The 19,664-nt window shown below is 63.2% G+C and carries 17 protein-coding genes; 4 read left to right on the forward strand and 13 right to left on the reverse strand.

Going from position 1 to position 19,664, the window contains the following annotated elements:
* Positions 1 to 18 precede the first annotated feature (18 nt).
* The 4 genes from LC343_RS02760 to LC343_RS02775 all read left to right on the forward strand — a co-directional run bounded on the left by LC343_RS02760 (position 19) and on the right by LC343_RS02775 (position 5,489).
* Positions 19 to 1,626: an ABC transporter substrate-binding protein gene (locus LC343_RS02760; protein ID WP_223475562.1), complete on the forward strand. Its 1,608-nt coding sequence runs from the start codon at positions 19 to 21 to the stop codon at positions 1,624 to 1,626.
* Positions 1,627 to 1,797: 171 nt separating this feature from the next.
* Positions 1,798 to 2,754, forward strand: a complete 957-nt coding sequence (locus LC343_RS02765) for an ABC transporter permease (protein ID WP_223475563.1) — start codon at positions 1,798 to 1,800, stop codon at positions 2,752 to 2,754.
* Between the two features lie 10 nt (positions 2,755 to 2,764).
* Positions 2,765 to 3,829, forward strand: a complete 1,065-nt coding sequence (locus LC343_RS02770) for an ABC transporter permease (protein WP_274384717.1) — start codon at positions 2,765 to 2,767, stop codon at positions 3,827 to 3,829.
* A gap of 1 nt (position 3,830) precedes the next feature.
* A complete protein-coding gene (locus LC343_RS02775; protein WP_223475564.1) occupies positions 3,831 to 5,489 on the forward strand; it encodes an ABC transporter ATP-binding protein in 1,659 nt (552 codons plus the stop codon).
* A gap of 65 nt (positions 5,490 to 5,554) precedes the next feature.
* On the opposite strand, the gene LC343_RS25085 is transcribed toward LC343_RS02775, so the two are convergent.
* From LC343_RS25085 to LC343_RS02835, 13 genes are all read right to left on the reverse strand, one after another.
* Positions 5,555 to 5,677, reverse strand: a complete 123-nt coding sequence (locus LC343_RS25085; RefSeq protein ID WP_274384718.1) for a hypothetical protein — start codon at positions 5,675 to 5,677, stop codon at positions 5,555 to 5,557.
* 208 nt (positions 5,678 to 5,885) lie between these two features.
* Positions 5,886 to 6,962, reverse strand: a complete 1,077-nt coding sequence (locus LC343_RS02780; protein WP_223475565.1) for an ABC transporter ATP-binding protein — start codon at positions 6,960 to 6,962, stop codon at positions 5,886 to 5,888.
* 10 nt (positions 6,963 to 6,972) lie between these two features.
* Positions 6,973 to 7,968 carry a glycoside hydrolase family protein gene (locus LC343_RS02785; protein WP_223475566.1) on the reverse strand — a complete coding sequence of 332 codons (996 nt, stop codon included), beginning with the start codon at positions 7,966 to 7,968 and terminating at the stop codon, positions 6,973 to 6,975.
* Between the two features lie 29 nt (positions 7,969 to 7,997).
* Positions 7,998 to 8,879 carry a carbohydrate ABC transporter permease gene (locus LC343_RS02790; RefSeq protein WP_223475567.1) on the reverse strand — a complete coding sequence of 294 codons (882 nt, stop codon included), beginning with the start codon at positions 8,877 to 8,879 and terminating at the stop codon, positions 7,998 to 8,000.
* Positions 8,879 to 9,949 (reverse strand): carbohydrate ABC transporter permease, encoded by a 1,071-nt coding sequence (locus LC343_RS02795; protein ID WP_223475568.1) that lies wholly within the window; start codon positions 9,947 to 9,949, stop codon positions 8,879 to 8,881. Before LC343_RS02795 ends, LC343_RS02790 begins: the two co-directional genes overlap by 1 nt.
* A gap of 65 nt (positions 9,950 to 10,014) precedes the next feature.
* Complete coding sequence (locus LC343_RS02800; RefSeq protein WP_223475569.1) at positions 10,015 to 11,274, reverse strand: ABC transporter substrate-binding protein; 1,260 nt, start codon at positions 11,272 to 11,274, stop codon at positions 10,015 to 10,017.
* Positions 11,275 to 11,306: 32 nt separating this feature from the next.
* On the reverse strand, positions 11,307 to 12,374 hold the full coding sequence (locus LC343_RS02805; RefSeq protein WP_223475570.1) for a LacI family DNA-binding transcriptional regulator: 1,068 nt from the start codon (positions 12,372 to 12,374) through the stop codon (positions 11,307 to 11,309).
* A gap of 162 nt (positions 12,375 to 12,536) precedes the next feature.
* Positions 12,537 to 13,598 (reverse strand): hydrogenase expression/formation protein HypE, encoded by a 1,062-nt coding sequence (gene hypE, locus LC343_RS02810; protein ID WP_223475571.1) that lies wholly within the window; start codon positions 13,596 to 13,598, stop codon positions 12,537 to 12,539.
* The gene (gene hypD / locus LC343_RS02815; protein ID WP_223475572.1) at positions 13,595 to 14,734 is read right to left on the reverse strand and encodes a hydrogenase formation protein HypD; all 1,140 of its coding nucleotides are present in this window, start codon (positions 14,732 to 14,734) and stop codon (positions 13,595 to 13,597) included. The genes hypE and hypD overlap by 4 nt, the downstream gene beginning before the upstream one ends.
* Positions 14,731 to 15,039: a HypC/HybG/HupF family hydrogenase formation chaperone gene (gene hypC / locus LC343_RS02820; protein ID WP_223475573.1), complete on the reverse strand. Its 309-nt coding sequence runs from the start codon at positions 15,037 to 15,039 to the stop codon at positions 14,731 to 14,733. Before hypC ends, hypD begins: the two co-directional genes overlap by 4 nt.
* Positions 15,008 to 17,377: a carbamoyltransferase HypF gene (hypF, locus tag LC343_RS02825; protein ID WP_223475574.1), complete on the reverse strand. Its 2,370-nt coding sequence runs from the start codon at positions 17,375 to 17,377 to the stop codon at positions 15,008 to 15,010. Before hypF ends, hypC begins: the two co-directional genes overlap by 32 nt.
* A 254-nt stretch (positions 17,378 to 17,631) precedes the next feature.
* A complete protein-coding gene (locus LC343_RS02830) occupies positions 17,632 to 18,792 on the reverse strand; it encodes an alpha-hydroxy acid oxidase (protein WP_223475575.1) in 1,161 nt (386 codons plus the stop codon).
* Positions 18,793 to 18,801: 9 nt separating this feature from the next.
* The gene (locus LC343_RS02835) at positions 18,802 to 19,656 is read right to left on the reverse strand and encodes a fumarylacetoacetate hydrolase family protein (RefSeq protein WP_223475576.1); all 855 of its coding nucleotides are present in this window, start codon (positions 19,654 to 19,656) and stop codon (positions 18,802 to 18,804) included.
* Between the last annotated feature and the right edge of the window lie 8 nt (positions 19,657 to 19,664).

Raw genomic sequence — 19,664 nt, forward strand, 5'->3', positions numbered from 1 at the left:
GTGATTTAGGGAGAACACATGTCGAAAAAGAACCAGAATCTTATCGACCGGATCGCCGAGGAAGCCCGCAAGGGTCGAATTTCGCGCCGGGATTTCATGCATTATTCGGTTGCCGCCGGTCTTACGGCGTCGACTGCGACAGGCCTCTGGACCACCAGTGCCGCAGCTCAACCCAAGAGCGGCGGCACTTTTCGTTGGGGCATCCATGACGGCAACACCTCCGACACCCACGACCCGGGCACCTATCTGACCCGCGTCATGATCTTCCTCGCCCATACCCATCGTTCCTATCTGACGATGATCAATGGCGACGGCTCGCTCGGACCGGATCTGGCCGACAGCTGGGAAGCGTCCGAAGACGCTTCGGAGTGGACCTTCAAACTGACCGAGAACGCCAGCTTCCACAGCGGCAAGAAGGTCACGGCGGACGATGTCATCGCCTCGCTCAACCACCATCGCGGCGACGATACCACTTCGGCGGCCAAAGCGCTTTTGACCGACGTGACCGACATCACCAAGGACGGCGACTATGTCGTCAAGGTCGCGCTGAGCCGCGGCAATGCGGACTTCCCGTGGCTGATGACCGACTATCATCTGGCGATCTGTCCGGCCAATGACGACGGCACGATCGACTGGAAATCGGGCGATGGCTCCGGTCCCTACAAGATCGACAATGGCGAGTTCGGCGTACAGTTCAGCCTGAGCCGGCATGACGGCTGGCATCGCGAAGGCGCGTATTTCGACAAGGTCGAGATGATCACGCTCAACGATCCGAACGCCCGCCAGACCGCGCTCGTCACCGGCGACGTCGATTCCGTGTCGCAGGTCGATCTGAAGACGATGGCGCTGCTGCAGCGTGATCCGAACATCAACGTGCTCAACGTCCCGTCCGCGGGTGCGATCACCATGCCGATGTTCTGCGACACCGCGCCCTTCGACAATGTCGACGTCCGCAACGCGCTGAAACTTTCGATCGATCGCGACGATATTATCGAGAAGATCCTGTTCGGCGCCGCGACGAAGGGCAACGACTTCCACCATTCGCCGGCACAGCCCTACTGGCCCGACGACATTCCGCAGCGTGAATACGATCCGGACCAGGCCAAGTCGCTGCTCAAGAAGGCGGGCGCCGAAGGCCTCACCGTCAGCATTTCGACAGCCGACAGCGTCAGCGCCGGCGCTGTCGACATGGCGGTGCTTTACGCCGAGCAGGCAAAGGCCGCGGGCATCACCATCAATGTGGTGCGCGAGCCAAACGACGGATACTACTCCGATGTCTGGCTCAAGAAGCCGTTCTGCCTTGTCTCCTGGGGCGCGCGCCCGACGCCGGACGTGATGTACACGCTGGCCTACAAGGACGACGCCGCGTGGAACGAGTCCCATTGGCAGAACGAGCGTTTCAACGAGCTTCTGCTTCAGGCGAAGTCGGAACTTGACGACACGCTGCGTGCCGAGATGTACCGCGAAATGGCGATGCTGGCCCGCGACGACGGCGGCACGATCATTCCGTTCTTCAACAACTTCGTCTACGGCGCTCGCGCCAATGTCGGAACACCGGAAAACCTGGCGGCAAGCTGGGAAAGCGACGGCGCGCGCGCGGCGAGCCGCTGGTGGTTCAACGACTGACAAGCTACGGCCCGGCGCGACGACGCGCCGGGCCGACCCGCTTGTGGCCGATCCGGGAAAACAGTTTCAGCAGGGTCATGAGCAGACGCATTGCGGCGGCTATCCGTCCGTCATGCGATCGAATAGAGTATAACCGGCAAACTCAGCCGGAAATTATGTCTGGAGGGACAGATGGGGGATTTGACTAGCCTGGTCTTTAAGCGACTGGGGCTGGGATTGTTAACGCTTTTGGTCGTTTCAATCCTGATCTTCTTCGCGGTCGAACTCTTGCCCGGAGACATCGCGCAAGCGGTTCTGGGACAAGGCGCGACGGAAGAAACCGTAAACGCCATGCGCCAGCAGCTTGGCCTCGACCGCCCTGCCCCCGTGCGCTACCTCGATTGGCTTGCCGGCGCTGTTCAGGGTGATTTCGGCGTCTCCCTGGTTTCCGGAGACCGGGTCAGCTCCGCCATCAGCGAACGTTTCATCAACACGCTGTTCCTCGCCGCCTACGCGGCGGCCATCGCCGTTCCGATATCGATCGTTCTCGGCGTTGTCGTCGCCCTGCTTCGCAATACGCTTTTCGATCGCGTCGCGAACGTGCTGACCCTGACGTCGATCTCGTCGCCGGAGTTCTTCCTCGGCTACATCCTGATCCTCTACCTCTCGGTGAAGACCGGCATGTTCCCGGCTCTCGCCAGTCTGAAGAGCGATATGGGCTTTTTCGAACTTCTGCACCGAACGTTCCTGCCGGCGCTCACGCTCGTGCTCGTGGTGACCGCGCACATGATGCGCATGACCCGTGCCGCGATCATCAACCTTTTGGCGTCACCCTATATCGAGATGGCCCGGCTCAAGGGCACGCCGCCCTGGAAGGTTATCGTCAGACACGCCCTGCCGAACGCCTGGGCGCCCATTATCAACGTCGTGGCGCTGAACCTGGCCTATCTCATCACGGGTGTCGTGCTCGTGGAAGTCGTGTTCGTCTATCCTGGGATCGGCCAGCTTCTGGTCGACGCGGTCGCCAAGCGCGATTTCCCGATCGTGCAGGCCTGCTGCCTGATTTTCGCGGCGACGTTCATTCTTTTGAACCTTATGGCGGATGTCGGGGCAATCCTGACGAACCCGCGTCTGCGGCATCCGAAGTGAGGGCGGCGAAATGAGCATTTTTGTTATTGGATACTACGCTGCGCTGATCGCGGCCTCCTGCCTCGCGGCCTACTACAAGAAGCATGGTGCCTTCATGCTTCTGTTCTCGCTGACGCTCGTGTCGTTCATTATCGGCATCATCGGCGGCGTTCCGGCACTTCGCGCGGTCACCACCTTCGCCGGCGCACTGGCTCTGGCGGCGGGCACGTCCTACGCCTTCAAGGAGTTCCTGATCCTGATCTCGAAACCGGCGCTGGCCAAGGAGCTTCGCACGGCCCCGCTGACCGCCTCGTTCGGCATGTTCGTGATCTTCACCTATGCGATCGCCGCCATCTTCGCCCCGTGGATCGCGCCGCATGGCGAATCCGAGGTCATCTCCTCGGCATTCGCACCGCCGGACGAGAACATGCTTCTCGGCGCTGACCAGCTTGGACGCGATATCTTCAGCCGTATCATTTACGGCGCGCGAAACTCCGTCGGGCTCGCGCTCGTTGCAACGCTCCTCGCCTTCTTCATGGGCGCGTTCGCCGGGCTGATGGCAGCGGTCAAGGGCGGCTGGTTCGACCAGCTGATGGGCCGCCTCGCCGACGTCATCATGTCGATTCCCTCGCTCATCTTCGCGCTGCTCATGCTGTCGATCTTCGGCACCAATCTCGGTGTGATCGTGATCGTCGTGGCGGTTATCTACTCGCCCCGCGTGTTCCGCCTCACCCGCGCCGTCGCCGGCAACATCGTCGTGATGGATTACATCGAGGCGGCAAAGCTGCGCGGTGAAGGAGACTGGTACCTGATCCGACGGGAAATCCTGCCGAATTCCACGGCGCCTCTGGTGGCCGAGTTCGGTCTAGAATTCTGCTTCGTGTTCCTGCTGATCGCCGGTCTGAGCTTCCTCGGCCTCGGCATCCAGCCGCCGACCGCCGACTGGGGGTCGATGGTGCGCGAGAATGCGACGCTGATCTCGTTCGGCGACATCACACCCCTGATCCCCGCGGCAGCGATCGCCTTGCTGACGGTCGCCGTGAACTTCGTGGTCGACTGGATGCTGTTCCGGTCCTCTGGCCTGAAGGAGCAATAAGATGACCAAATTTTCCGACAAGGATGTCCTTCTCGAGATCCGGGACCTGAAAATCGAGGGCTACTCGGACGAGACCTGGGTACCCATCATCAAGGGCGTGGATCTGACGCTGCACCGCGGCGAAGTGATGGGGCTGATCGGCGAATCCGGTGCCGGCAAGTCAACGATCGGCGCTGCCGCCATGGGCTATGCCCGTGACGGCACGCGGATCTCCGACGGCTCCATCGAGTTCGACGGCATGGAACTGACAACGGCGACCGAGTCGGAAAGGCGCGCCCTTCGCGGCTCCCGGATCGCTTATGTGGCCCAGTCGGCCGCCGCGTCGTTCAACCCCGCGCACAAGATCATCGACCAGCACACCGAAGCGCCGGTCCACTACCGGATCCAGAAACGGATGGAAGCGCAGGAAGACGCGATGGAGCTCTATGAGCGCCTGCGTCTGCCCAACCCGCAGGAAATCGGCTTCCGCTACCCGCACCAGGTGTCGGGCGGCCAGCTTCAGCGGGCGATGACCGCCATGGCGATGGCCTGCCGGCCCGACCTGATCATTTTCGACGAGCCGACGACCGCGCTCGACGTGACGACGCAGATCGAGGTTCTGGCCGCAATCCGCGACATCGTCGACCAGTTCAACACGGCGGCGATCTACATCACGCACGACCTGGCGGTCGTCGCGCAGATGGCCGACACGATCAAGGTGCTGCTCCGCGGCGAGGAAGTCGAGGAGGCTCCGACGGAGCAGATGCTCGACAACCCGCAGGAAGACTACACCAAGAGCCTGTGGGCGGTGCGCAGCTTCCAGCGGCCGCAGAAGTCGCGCCCTACCGACGGCACATTGCCGGTCATTTCGGTCAAGAATGTCGATGCGGCCTATACGGGCGGCGTCAAGGTTCTCGACGATGTCTCGTTCGACGTCTATCCGGGCATGACCGTGGCCGTCGTCGGCGAATCCGGCTCGGGCAAATCGACCACCGCGCGCGTGATTACCGGCCTGCTTCCGCCGTCGAGCGGCGAAGTCCTGTTCAAGGGCGAACCGCTGCCGCCGCGCTACCAGGACCGCAAGCGCGACCAGCTCCGCCAGGCGCAGATGATCTACCAGATGGCCGATACCGCCTTGAATCCCAAGGTGCGGATCAACGAGATCATCGGGCGGCCCGCGCAGTTCTATTCAGGTCTCAGGGGACAGGCGCTCAAGCAGAGGGTCGATGAACTGCTCGACCTGATCGAACTCGAGCCCGCGAAGTTCTACAACCGCTATCCGCCGGAACTTTCGGGCGGCCAGAAACAGCGTATCGGCATAGCCCGGGCGCTTGCGGCCGAACCGGATTTCATCATCTGCGACGAGGTGACCAGCGCACTCGACCAGCTGGTGGCGGAAGGCATCCTGAAGCTTCTCGACAGGCTCCAGAAGGAACTCGGCCTCGCCTATATGTTCATCACCCACGATCTCGCGACCGTGCGTTCAATCGCCGACGAAGTCGTCGTGATGCAGAACGGCAAGGTGGTCGAACAGGGGCCGAAGGAAGAGATGTTCACGCCGCCGCATCATCCTTACACCGACCTGCTTCTCTCGTCGGTGCCGGAGATGGACCCGAACTGGCTGACCACCCTGCTCGAAGAGCGCGGTGTCGACAACATCGGAGACGCCGCGGACGTTTGACGTCCGCGGTGCCGGAATTCGTTCGGTAAAGTGGGATTGATCCGGCCGCTTCGGCGGCCGGCAAATCACATGATGGCCATTGCCGTGCCGGCCATCGTTCCAACGATGGCGAGATACACGATGGCCAATGCAGGCAGACTCCCACTGCGGTTGCGATATTCGCGGATAAGATCGTCGCGTGTCAGCATTTCAATCTCCTACCGGCTCGGGAATGGGAGGTCATCGTTCTCCCCGGCACCTATGCCATTCAAATCGCCATTTCAAGCATAATTCCGGGAAAAACTATGCGCATTCAGTAAAGCTGGGTTGCGCATGGTGAACCCCTCTCGCCAACACGTATCACACAGGCGTTAATATTGCCTTCATGCAATGGCCCCGCGGCCGGAACCGCTTGGCTTAAGTATTTGTTTCATTGAACAAATGCGCCTGTCCCGGATCGAAACCCAGCGCGATATCGGTGCCCAGTTCAAGCGGCCGGTCTTCGGCCAAAGCCGCGACGATGCGCCCGCCCCGCGTCAGTTCGACATTGACGACGGTTTCGGTGCCCAGCCGTTCCACCAGCGCGACCTTGCCGTGCAGTGCGCCCGCATGGGTGTCGGGCGCCACGGAAAGGTATTGCGGACGAATCCCCAGCTTCGCTTTCGAATTGGCGGTAAAGGCCTCGCCCACCCCCGGCAGCTTGACCGGATCGAGCGCCGGCGCCTTCACGGTCACACCATCGGCGGATTGGTCCAGCACCTCGACATCCATGAAATTCATCGCGGGAGAGCCGATGAAACCGGCAACGAAGAGGTTCGCCGGATTGTGATAGAGATCCATCGGCGCGCCGATCTGCTGCACGATCCCGTCGCGCAGCACAACGATCTTGTCCGCCAGCGTCATCGCCTCGACCTGGTCATGCGTGACATAGACCATCGTGGCACTCAAATGCTTGTGCAGCTTGCCGATCTCCATACGCATGTCCATCCGCAGCGCGGCGTCGAGATTGGACAGCGGTTCGTCGAACAGGAAGACCTCGGGATCGCGCACGATCGCACGGCCGATGGCGACGCGCTGGCGTTGCCCACCGGACAATTGCGACGGCCGGCGGTCGAGCAGATGCTCCATCTGGAGAATGCGCGCCGCTTCCAGCGCCTTGCGATCCTTCTCTTCCTTCGAGGCGCCGGCGATGGTCAGGCCGAAGGCGACGTTCTCGCGCACCGACATGTGCGGAAAGATCGCGTATGTCTGGAAGACCATCGCGATCCCGCGATCCTTCGGCTGTACGTCGTTGACCACCCGGCCGCCGATTTCCAGCGTTCCCGACGTGATATCCTCCAGCCCGGCGATCATGCGCAGCAAGGTCGATTTCCCGCAGCCCGACGGCCCGACGAAGACGACGAATTCGCCGTCCTCGATCTCGATGTCGACGCCCTTGATGACCTCGACATTGCCGTAGCTCTTGCGCACCTGTTTCAGCGATACGTCCGCCATGACTTCCTCCTCAGGCCGCCGGACCGGCCGGCGAGACCACTTTCAACAATCCGTCTTCGTCGATGATGACCGGCTCCGGATCCATGATATGGCCGACGAAGCCCTTGCCCTCCGGGCGGTCGGCAAAACCCATGATCATCATGCCCGTATCGGTATGAACGATTCGCGCGGCGTAGCGCCGGCATGGCCGCGCGCCGTCGAGAAACGGGCCGGGCGCGATCCGCCAGGGCCCGCGCGGATCGTCGGCTATCAGGTAATGCGTTCCCGTGACCGGACCGCCCGGCGTGGCCTCCGCCTGGTCCTTGGAAAAATGCTCCGCCGCCGTACAGAACAGGCAGTACCACCGGCCATTCTTTTCGAAGACCTCCGGCACCTCCAACTGGCCGAAACCGCCGATGAAGACCGGCTCCTGCAATGTCCATTGATGGAGATCGGGCGAAGTGGCGAAACCGATCGCGCCACCGCCATTCGGCTCCGCGATGCCGGGAGCGCGCGCGGTGAAATACATCAGCCACCCGTCTCCCGCCGGATCGCGCATCACCCACGGGTCACGCATCGCGCGGTCGTGCCAGAATCCCTGCGCGTGATCGACCTCATAGGCCTCCGCCGTCGGTCCGGCCAAGTCGAGGCACAGGCCGTCGCCAACCCGTTTCCAGCTGTGCAAATCCCGCGACGTAGCATGACCGATGCGCTGGATCAGGCCGTCCTCGGCATGACAGGTGCCGGTGTAGAACAGGTGCCAAAGCCCTTCATCGTCGCGCACGACCGAGCCCGTCCATGTCGTGTAATCGTCCCAGGCCGGCCTGTCCGCCGGGGCGAAACAGGTGCCCAGATGCGACCAGTTCGACAGGTCCGTGCTGGTCGCATGGCCCTGGCTGACATTCCAGTGCCGCAAATCCGGGTCTTCGAGCGCCTTGTCCGCCTGCAGGAAGAAGGCGTGCCAGCTATCGCCGTCGCGAACATACCAGCTGTCCCAGATCCACTTGTCGTCGAGCGCCAAAACCATGATTGAACGTGTTTCCTTTCGGGTAAGCGTCAGCCCTTGACGCCGGTCGATGCGATCGAGGCGATAAAGGCGCGTTGAAGGACGAGATAGAACGCCAGCACCGGTATGGTGATCACCGAGAGATAGGCCATCACCTCGCCCCAGGCGACGTTGAGCTGGAAGAAATAGCCGAGCCCGACCATGATCGGCCGGTGCGCCTCGTCCTGGACGACGATCAGCGGCCACAAATATTGCTCGTTATACATCTTCAGCGATTTCAGGATCGCCGCGGTCGCCAGCACCGGGCCGGACAGCGGCATCACCACACGGCGATAGATTTGCCACCACGACGCCCCCTCTGCACGCGCCGCTTCGATCAGTTCGCGCGGCAAGTCCTTGAAAAACTGCACAAAGAGAAAGACCGTCAGCGCATCCGCGATCCACGGCACGATCTGCACGTGATAGGTGTTCAGCCAGCCGAACTCGATCCCCTCCATGCCGACCCATGGCAGCCGCGACACCCACAAAAGAAGCGGAATGGCGATCGTCTCGAACGGAATGATCAGCGTCGCCAGAATAACCGAAAGGACGATGCCGTTCCCCTTCCAGTTGAGATAGGTGAACGAGAACGCCGCCAACGAACACAAGAACAGCGATGCGCAGACGGTCACCAAGGTGATGAAAATCGAATTGAAGACGAACAGGCCGATCGGCGCGCGCCGGAAGGCCGCCGCATAGTTTTCGAGACTGATGTCGCCGACCGGCAGGAAGGCGCGCAACGACGAGGTGTCGCTGAGAAGTTGCGCCGTCGGCTTGAGCGACGAAACCAGCATGAACACCAGCGGGAACATGAAGACGAGCGCGACCAGGATCAGGACCAGATAGCGCACGGCCAGCCGCAGGCCGTGATTGTCCTGTGTAACGATAGCCATTACGCCTTCTCCCGCGTCAGATAGCGCTGCAGCAGCGAGATGGCGAGAACGACCAGGAACAGGATCACCGAGATCGTCGATCCGCCTGAAATGTCCTGCTTGCCATAGCCGCGTTCGACGGCCTGGAAGACCAGCGTCTGTGTGGAATCGAGCGGACCGCCATTGGTCATCACATCGACCTGCGCAAAGACCGCGAAGGACTGCATGGTGATGACGATCAGCACGAGAACCGCCGTGTTGCGCAGCCCCGGCCATGTCACGTAGCGGAATGCCTGCCACTTCGACGCGCCCTCGATCTCGGCCGCCTCGTAGAGCGTCGGCGAGATGGTCTGAAGCCCGGACAGCCAGATCACCATGTGGAACCCGACCGCCTGCCAGATCGACATGGCGATGATCGACCCCAGCGCCGTGTCGGTGTTGCCGAGCCAGTCCACCGGCTCGAACAATCCGAAGGTCAGCCCTTGCAGGATATTGTTCAACAGCCCGTCATTGCCGTCATAGATGAAGCGCCAAAGCAGCGAAACGACCACGATCGACACCACGACCGGCATGAAAAAAACCGTTCGGAAGACATTGATTCCACGCAGTTTCTGATTGATCAGCAGTGCCAGGCAAAGCGCCAGCCCGCCCTGCACGGGCGCCACGACGAACACGAAGGTCAGCGTGTTGACCAGCGCCTTCATGAAAATCACGTCGCCGGCGATCACCACCCGCGCATTGTCGCCCGATTGCCATCGAAACCATTCGCGCATGCCGCGATACTGCGGATAGTCGTCGCTGCGCGTGATGGTGCGCACGCGCGGATACTCCGGCTGCCCTTCCTCGTCGCGCAAGATATTGCCGCCGTCATCGCGCTCCGGTTCGAGCGTGATCACGGCAAGCCCGAGCAGGCTCTCATAGTTCTCGAAGCCGACATATTCGGTCGGATTGGGCGAGATCAGCCGCTGGTTCGTCAGGGAAAATCCGAAGGCGAGGAAGAACGGCACGATGATGAAAAGCGCGATCAGACCGACCGCCGGCAGCGCGAACAGCCAGCCCGTGCGGTTCGATGTCGTCAGTTTCGATGCCATGACCGTCCTCCGCGCTTGAAAGTCAGGCGGACCGCGTGGGAAACGCGGCCCGCCATCGCATCGGCTTAGTGGCCGTAGCCGCTGTTCTTCTCGATGTCGGCGTCGATCTCGTCGACGGCGGCATCCAGCGTGTCGGCCACGTCAGCGCCATTGGCGATGTCCGCGAGCGTCTTCGTGAAGACCTTGGACTGAACCACGTAGCCCGGCGTCACCGGACGCAGGACGGCCTGCTCCTCGGAAAGCGCGAAGAATGCTTCGAGCGGTCCGCCCTCCGCGTAGTTCTTGGTCATCTTGGCGGCGCTCGGCGTGGACGGGATCAGGCCGATCGCGTCGGAGAACGCGGCGAGATACTCGTCCTGCAGCGCGAACTCGATGAACTGTGCCGCGCCGTCCGCATGTTCGGAGGTCGCCGAGATGCCGAACTGCCAGGAACCGCCGCCGATCTTGTTGCCCTCGCCGAAATCGGGCGCCGGCAGGAAGACGACGTCATCGACTTCGTCGAGCGTCGCCACCGCGCGCCAGTTGCCGTTCCACTGGAAGGCGAAATCGCCCTCGATGAAGCCGCGCTGCTGGTCGGCCGGGTCCTCGCTGGTGCCGGGCGCATAGCCTTCTGTGAACAGCGACTGCCACCATTCGCCGAATGCCAGTCCGGCATCGCCGTTCAGCACGCCCTCGGCGGTCTGGTAGGTCTCGCGATCGACGATGCCGCCGCCATAGGACCACAGGAACGGCGCGAAGGCATACGGATACCATTCGCCCTGGTCGTTCATGCCGAGATCGAGGGCGAACTTGTAGTTTCCGCTGTCCTTGGCCGCCTTGAGCGCGGCCATGAACTCATCGCCGGTCCAAGGCTCGTCCAGCGTCGGACGGCGCAGGCCAAGCTCTTCGAGGGTCGACTCGCGGGCATAGAGCGCCACGGCGGCATCCCAAAGGCCGATGGAATAGAGCTTGCCGTCCCAGTAGCCCTTGGTGCCCGGCAGGAAGTCCGCGATTGCGCTCTCGTCGATAGGAAGCGGCTGCATATAGCCGGACCAAGCCCAGTTCGGCATGATCGGCCCATCGACATCGATGATGTCGGGAAGGTTGCCGGCCAGCGCCGCCGCGACGATGGAGTCGTTGTAGGATCCCTGCGGGAAGCTCTCCAGAACGACTTCCCAGTCTTCCTGGCTGGCATTGAAGTCGTCGACGATCTGGTTGATCAGCTTCGATTCCACCTCGTTGCCGGCGCCGTGATACCACATGCTCAATTCGGTCTGTGCGAGCGCCGCGTGCGACAGCGACACGGATGCGAGCAATGCGGTGGCGAAAATGGATGTCTTTCTCATGAGTACTCCTCCTCGGTGACAGAAACGGGAAATCATCCCGCAGAGGCGCGTTCGTCTCTCACGGTGACCGATTGGCGCCAGACAACCGGACCGCTGATCAGTGGCGGGGAATCCGGTTCGACCGGCCCCTCCGTGCGCAGGCGCTGCAGCAGCATTCGCGCTGCCGTCTCGCCCATTGCCTGATAGGGAAGCACCGCCGTCGTGAGCGGCGGATAAAGCGTTTCGGAAATAAGCTTGTAGTCGTCAAAGCCGGCGACTGAGATGTCGTCGGGGACCGCGATGCCCCGGCTGCGCAGGATGCCGTAGACCTGCAGCGCCATGCGGTCATTGCCACAGCACAGGACCGTCGGCGGCTCCTCCAACTGCATCATCCGGTCGATGGCCTCACCGATCAGGACGTTTTCGCGCGGTCCGCTGTGATGCAGGCCGGCCGCGACCACCAGTGCCGGATCATAGGCAATCCCGGCTTCCTCCAGCGCGTCGCGATAGCCCGCATTGCGCAAACCGCAAGCGACGAGGTCCTCCGGCAGCGTCAGGAACCCGATACGGCGGTGGCCGGCCTCGATCAGCCGCGCGACCAGCGCGCGCTGACCGAGCCGGTCGTCCGGGAGGACGCAGGGTGTCCCCGTCTTGTCGAAGCAGTTGACGAGGATCATGGTTTCGCCCCGCGCGCTGTCCGGCAGGACGACTTCGCGGTGGTAATCGGCAACGTAGATCAGCCCCTCGACGCGATGCTGCGCGAAGGTGCGCGTCAATTCGCCGATCTTCGCCGGATCGCCGCCGGTATCCGAGATAAGCAGCGTCAGGCCGGCTTCGGCGAGGACCCGCTGGATCCCCTGCACGATAATCAGGTCCGGAAGGCCGGAGGATTCGGGCGATGACGGGCTGGTGCTGATGGCGCCGGTGATCAGGCCGACAAGGCCGGTCTTGTTGGAGCGCATGGCGCGCGCCGCGCGGGATGGCACATAGCCGAGCTCGCCCATTGCAGCTTTGACGGCGTCGCGCGTACGCACATTGACCGGCGCGTCTCCATTCATGACGCGCGACACGGTCTTCGGCGATACGCCGGCCTTCCTGGCAACATCATAGATGGTCGCCAAACGCTCCTCCCGTTCATCCATCGGCCTTATGACACCGATGTCATGACATCGGTGTCATAGCGAAAGCAAAATCGAATTGCAAGCGTACGGAGTTCCCGTCGGGCCCGTGAAAGTCAGAGAAAGCGCCGGAGAGCCTGCCCGGTCGGCAGGAATCGAAAAGGATCAGCAGATGCGCGGAAGCTGCTCGCCGACCAGCATGTCGACGATGCGGCCTCCGCCGAACAGCGTCTGCATCACCACGATGCGCGGATGGCTATCGACGGCCTTGCCGATGATCGTAGCATCGCGGCCCGCCGGCGTCGAGCGCATCGCGGCGAGCACAGCATCGACCTTCTCCGGCGGCGCAAAAAGCACCAGCGTGCCTTCATTGGCGAGGTAGAGCGGGTCGAGACCCAGGATCTCGCAAACCCCTTTCACCTCCGCGCGCAACGGAATGCCGGCCTCGTCGATCTCGATACCGATACCGGCAGCATCCGCGATCTCGTTGAGCGCCGAGGCCAGCCCGCCGCGCGTCGCGTCACGGGCGCAGCGCACATCTGGCGCCACCGCGATGACGGCTTCCATCAACGCGTTGAGCGGCCGGCAATCGGACTCGATTTCGGCCGACAACGCCATGTCGCCGCGTGCCGCCAGGATTGCCGCCCCGTGATCGCCGAGCACGCCATTGACGATCGCGACATCGCCCGGACGCACATTGCGCGCCGCGAGATCGCGGCCCGCCGGAATGACCCCGACACCCGACGTGGTGACGAAGAGCTTGTCCGCCGATCCCCTGCCGACCACCTTCGTGTCGCCGGTGACGATGCGTACCCCCGCCTCGTCCGCCGCCGCCCGCATCGACGCCACGACCCGGCGCAGCAGCGAAATCTCGACACCTTCCTCGATGATGAAGGCCGCGGACAGCCAGAGCGGTTTCGCCCCGCCAACGGCAAGATCGTTGACCGTCCCGCACACGGCAATCTTGCCGATGTCGCCACCCGGAAACTCGATCGGATCGACGACGAAACTGTCGGTGGTAAAGGCCAGCGTCGCGCCATCCTCGCGCAGGGCCGCGTCGGTCAGCCGGGCCTGATCCTCCATATCCGCCGGTTCGAAGACAGAGGTGAAAACATCCTCGATCAGGTCGCGCATGGCCTTGCCGCCACCACCATGGGCCAGCGTGATCGTGTCCGCCTTGAGCTTGCGGCCGGCGCGGGCGGTCGCCAGGCCGGATTGCAGCGTCATTGCGCCGCCTCGAGCCGGGCGCCGCCATACTGGTAATAGGCCGCGCATGCGCCCTCGGACGAAACCATCAACGCGCCCAGCGGCGTTTCCGGCGTGCACCCGGCGCCGAATTGCGGGCACTGCAACGGCTTGATGCGGCCGGTCATCACGTCACCGCAACGGCACCCTTCCGGCTCCTCGACCGACCGGCCCGATGCGCCGTAGCCGATGCCGAATTTCCGCTCCGCGTCGAAAGCGGCATATTTTTCCCGGATCTTCAGCCCCGAAGCGTCGATCTCGCCCAGCCCGCGCCATTCGAAGCGATCGCGCTTCTCGTAGACATCGTCGCAAGCGGCGATGCTGGCGGGATTGCCCTCGTCCGGCACGACACGCGCATACTGGTTCTCTACCTCGGCCCGCCCGTCGCGAATCTGCTCGAGAACCATGAGAACGGATTGCAGCAGGTCGAGCGGCTCGAACCCCGCGACGACGATCGGCTTGCCATAGTCCCGCGCGATGAAATCATACGGGCGAACCCCGATCACCATGGAGACATGACCCGGACCGACGAAACCGTCGAGCCTCATCTCCGGATCGTCGAGCAGCGCCTTGATCGGCGGCGGCACGGTGATGTGGTTGCAGAACACCGTGAAGTTCTCCAAGCCCTCGCTCGCCGCCTGCTGGATCGAGAACGCCGTCGACGGCGTGGTCGTCTCGAAGCCGAGACCGAAGAACACAACCTCGCGGGCAGGGTTGCGCCGCGCAAGTTCCAGCGCGTCGAGCGGCGAATAGACCATGCGGATATCGCAGCCATCGGCCTTGGCCTGCATCAGCGATTTCCGGGTGCCCGGCACGCGCATCGCATCGCCGAAAGTGCACAGGATGACACCCGGTTGCTCCGCGATCTGGACGCATTCGTCGACCCGGCTCATCGGCAGCACACAGACCGGACATCCCGGCCCGTGGATGAACTCGATACCCGGCGGGGTCAGTTTGTCGAGCCCGTAGCGGAAAATCGCGTGCGTATGACCGCCGCATATCTCCATGATGTGGAGCGGCTTGTCCGCCGTCGCGCCGATCGCGTCGGTGATCGCCTCGATCTTCGCGAGAAGCCCCCTCGCCGCCACCGGATCGCGGAATTCGTCCGCATATTTCATTCGGCGGCCTCCGGCGTGTCGCCGGCAAGCATCGCTTCGGACGCCATCATCGCGTCGATCTCTTCCTGCGCCTCGCCGAACATGCGCAGCACTTCCAGAGTCTTCGCCGCCTCCTCTTCGTCGATGCGGCTCATCGCGAAGCCGACATGGACCAGCGTCCACACGCCGACGAGGTCCTCCATCGCGTCATCCTCGATGATCGGCGCGACATTGACCTCGCGCCGGACACCCGACACGTCGACAACCGCCAGCTTGCGGTCGGCATCAGAAATCTCAACGATCAGTCCGGGAATTCCGAGGCACATGAGCCTTCTCCTGTTCGGACAACATGGCGACTGCGACGGCGGCCTGACCAAGCGACAGCCCGCCATCATTGGCCGGCACTTTCGAATGGCTGATCACGTGAAGACCCGCGTCCTTCAGGCCGTCCTCCACCAGTGTTAACAGGATCGCATTCTGAAAACACCCGCCGGAAAGCGCGACTGTGCCGATTTCCGTCCCGGTTGCGAGTTGTTTGGCCATGGCGATGATCGCCTTGGCCAGGCCGCGATGAAACCGCGCCGAGATGATGCCGACCGGCGTGCCCGACGCGAGATCGCCGAGCATGGCGCGCCATACAGCGGCCGGATCGATCTGCGGAAGGCCTTTCTCGCCACGCGGCGCGATCGCAAACGGATAGGCGTATCCGGCCTCTTCATCCATCGCCGCCGGGTCGAGCGCTGCCTCGAACAGTATCGCCGCCTGCCCCTCATAGTCCTGCCGCTCCGGGCACAATCCGACAAGCGCGGCCGCGGCATCGAACAGCCGGCCGCAGGATGACGACAACGGACTGTTGGTGCCGGTCCGTATCATCGCGTCCAGCGTGTCGCGCGGCTTGGCGTCCAGCGTTGCGAAGACATCGAGGCGGGCAAACTGGCCGGCGAACGCGGCCCAGCCCATGCCCGCCATGATCTGTGCGTAAAGATTGCGCCAGGGTTCGCGGACGGCTGCGGTGCCGCCCGGCAGGGCCACGGGCTTCAGAGACGCAAGGCGTTCATGGCCGCGATAGGTGCAGGCGAGAAACTCGCCGCCCCACATCGTGCCGTCATCGCCCAGCCCGAGACCGTCCATCGCGATCCCGAGCACCGCCCCCGCATCGAGCGGCAGACCGTTTTCCGCCATGCAGGCGGCGATATGGGCGTGATGGTGCTGAACCTCGATCACTTGGCCATCGCCTGCCATCGCATGGCCGCGCTTGGTCGAGAGATAGTCGGGATGGCTATCGACCGCGAAGACCGTCGGCGTGTGCTCGTAGAGGTCTCCGTAGAGCGCCAGATTGTGCTCCACATCGGCGTGGACCGCCGCATTCTCGAGATCGCCCATGTGCTGGCTCACCACCGCCTGCCCGTCCTTGATCAGGCAGAACGTGTTTTTCAGTTCCGAGCCGAGCGCCAGCACCTGGACCGTATCGTCGAACCCGTCCGGCAGTGCGATCGGCTTCGGCGCATACCCCCGTGCACGGCGCAGCATGCGAGGTTTGCCCGCGACCACGACGGCGACGCTGTCGTCGATCCGATTGGCGATATCGCGGTTATGCATGAGCGCAAGGCCCGCCACGCCCGCAAGCCTCTTTCGTGCGTCGTCATTGGCGGTGCATTGCGGCTCGCCGGAAATATTGCCGGAAGTCATCACGACCGGGCGATCCATCTCCTGCAGCATCAGATGATGCATCGGCGTGTGGGGCAGCATGAAACCGAGCCGGTCCAGCCCCGGCGCCACCGCGTCGGGCAAAGTCCCGCCCCGCGCCCGAAGCAGCACGACCGGCGCGGCGGGCGACATCAGAAGCGCTTCCTCCTCCGCGCCGACATGCGCATGGCGCCGGATGACATCGGGATCCCGCGCCATCATCGCAAATGCCCTGCTTTTCCGCCTCTTTCTCTCGCGCAGAAGCGCAACTACATCGGCCCGCGTGGCGTCGCAGGCGAGATGGAACCCGCCAATCCCTTTCACCGCCACGATCCGGCCTTCCAGGATCGCATCGCAGGCGGCTCCCAGAGCGTCCTCCGTTTCGAGCCTTTCACCAGGCACTGCGTGGTCGCCCAACCGTTCGATCCAGACTTCCGGCCCACAGACCGCACACGCGATCGGCTGGGCATGAAACCGCCGGTCGGCCGGATCCCCATATTCGGCCGCGCATGTTTCGCACATCGAAAAGTCGCGCATGGTCGTACGAGCACGATCATAGGGCGCACCCCGGACGATGGAAAAGCGTGGGCCGCAATTGGTGCAGTTGGTGAAGGGATAACGAAAGCGATGCGCGCGCGGATCGCGAATTTCCTCGAGGCAATCCGGACAGGTCGCGGCGTCGGGCGTGACGCTCGATCGCATCCGACCGCTTGCCGACGACAGGATATCGAAGCCCGCCGGCGCGGGCCCGGAGATCGGCGTCCGTTCAAGCGCCTCGATTTCGGCAAGGGCCGGCAGCTCCGCCCTCAGACGCTCGACAAACACGGCGCGGCCTTCGCCCCACAGGCGGATTTCCACACCATCGCCCGTATTGCGCACATCGCCGGCAAGGCCCAGTTCACGCGCCAGCCGCCATACGGCGGGCCGGAAACCGACGCCCTGTACCTGCCCCCGGATGACCAGACGTTCACCCGTCATGCCAGATCCCGCCGCCACGACATGTCGCGGCGTGAGAGGCTTTCGTTTTCGAAAGGCGCGGATGGCAATTCACGATCAGTGTCCCGTCCGTCGAGATGTCGATGACGGCATACTCTGTCGTCTTGATGCCCGAATTATGATGGGAGTTTTCGACCGGTCAAGCGCGGACCATCCGCCCGCAAGGCCCGACGTCCGGAGCAAATTCGAAGGGCGCAGGGTCCATATTGGAATTCGCGCGCGCCTCCCGCTTCGCCTCAAGCAGCCTGTTCCGCGACAGAATGAAGGATGTGGCGCCCCACATTGCGGATGTCGCGCTCGCCGCAGAACGCCATGGTCAGATCCAGTTCATTGCGGATAATCTCAAGCGCACGTCTGACGCCAGCCTCGCCGCCAGCGCCGAGCCCGTAGAGCCAGGAACGGCCGATATATGTGCCCTTGGCGCCGAGTGCGAGCGCCCGCAGCACGTCTTGTCCGGAAGAGATACCGCCGTCGAAATGCACCTCGACACGGTCTCCGACAGCGTCAACGATGGACTGCAGAACCGAGATCGATGATGGCGCGCCGTCAAGCTGGCGACCGCCATGGTTGGAGACGACGATCGCATCGGCGCCGTTTTCCGCCGCCATTCGTGCGTCATCGGCGTTCATGATGCCCTTGAGTATCAACTTGCGCGGCCACTTGTTCCGGATGCGGGCGATCTTTCCCCAGTTCAGTTCCGGGTCGAACTGTTCCGCGGTCCATGACGAAAGCGACGACAAATCGCTCACATTCTTCGCATGACCGACAATGTTGCCGAATGACCGGTTGCGTGTCCGAAGCATGTCCACGCACCAGCGTGGTCTGCTCGCCATCTGCAGAAAGCTGCTCAAACCGAGTTTCGGCGGCGCGCCGAGCCCGTTACGGATGTCCTTGTGTCGCTGGCCGAGGATCTGGAGATCAAGGGTCAGCACCAGCGCGTCGCATCCCGCAGCATCGGCGCGCTCGATCAGGTTATCGACGAAATCGAGGTCGCGCATCACATAGAGCTGGAACCAGAACGGTGCATCCGTGGCCGCCGCAACCGCCTCGATCGAACAGATGCTCATGGTCGAAAGCGTGAAAGGAACACCGAAGCGGGCGGCAGCGCGCGCGCCGAGAATCTCGCCGTCAGCGTGCTGCATGCCCGTCAGCCCGGTCGGAGCGAGCGCGACGGGCATGGAAACGTCCCTTCCCGCCATCTCGCTCCGCGTCGTGCGGTTCGACAGATCGACGGCCACCCGCTGCTCGAACAGGATCGACCCGAGATCGTCACTATTCGCCCGGTAGGTACCCTCCGTCCACGATCCGCTGTCCGCATAGTCGAAAAACATGCGCGGCACCCTGGCGCGCGCCATGTCCTTCAGGTCGGCAATCGTCAGCGCCTGATCCAGCCTCATGTGACAGCCCTAGATTTTCGCGTCCCACGCGACGGTCGTTTGCGTCTGTTCGCCGAGGCCTTCGATGCCGAGACGGATGGTCTGGCCTGCTTTTAGATAGACCGGCGGTGTCTGCCCCATGCCGACGCCCGGGGGGGTGCCCGTCGAGATGATGTCTCCCGGATGCAGGCTCATGAACTGCGACAGGTAGCTGACGAGATGCGCCACGCCGAACACCATCGTGCGCGTCGAGCCGTCCTGGTAGCGGTGTCTGTCGACCTCCAGCCACATGGCGAGGTTCTGGGGATCGGCGATTTCGTCCCGTGTCACCAGCCATGGGCCGATCGGGCCGAAACTGTCGGCGCTCTTGCCCTTGACCCACTGGCCCGCCCGCTCGATCTGGAAGGCGCGTTCGGAGACATCGTTGACGAGGCAGTAGCCGGCCACATGGTCCATCGCCGCGTCCTCGCCGATGTAACGGGCCGCCTTGCCGATCACGATGCCGAGTTCGACCTCCCAGTCGGTCTTTTCGCTGCCCTTGGGGATAATGACAGGATCGTTCGGTCCGGTGATCGCGCTGGTCGCCTTGAAGAAGATGATCGGCTCCTCGGGCACCGCCATGCCGCTTTCGGCGGCATGATCGGCATAGTTCAGGCCGATGCAGATGAACTTGCCGACATGGCCGACACAGGGCCCGATGCGGCTGTCCGCATCGAGCACGGGCAGTGCGGCGGGATCGGCCGCGGCGATTGTCGCCAGCCCCTCATCGGTCAGGGCATCGCCGGAGATATCGTCAACGACGGAGGACAGGTCGCGGATCGTCCCGTCGGAATGAACGATGGCGGGTTTCTCGGCGCCTTTGGCGCCGATGCGCAGAAGTTTCATGAGGTTCT

It is taken from the genome of Oricola indica, assembly GCF_019966595.1.
GTDB lineage: Bacteria > Pseudomonadota > Alphaproteobacteria > Rhizobiales > Rhizobiaceae > Oricola > Oricola indica.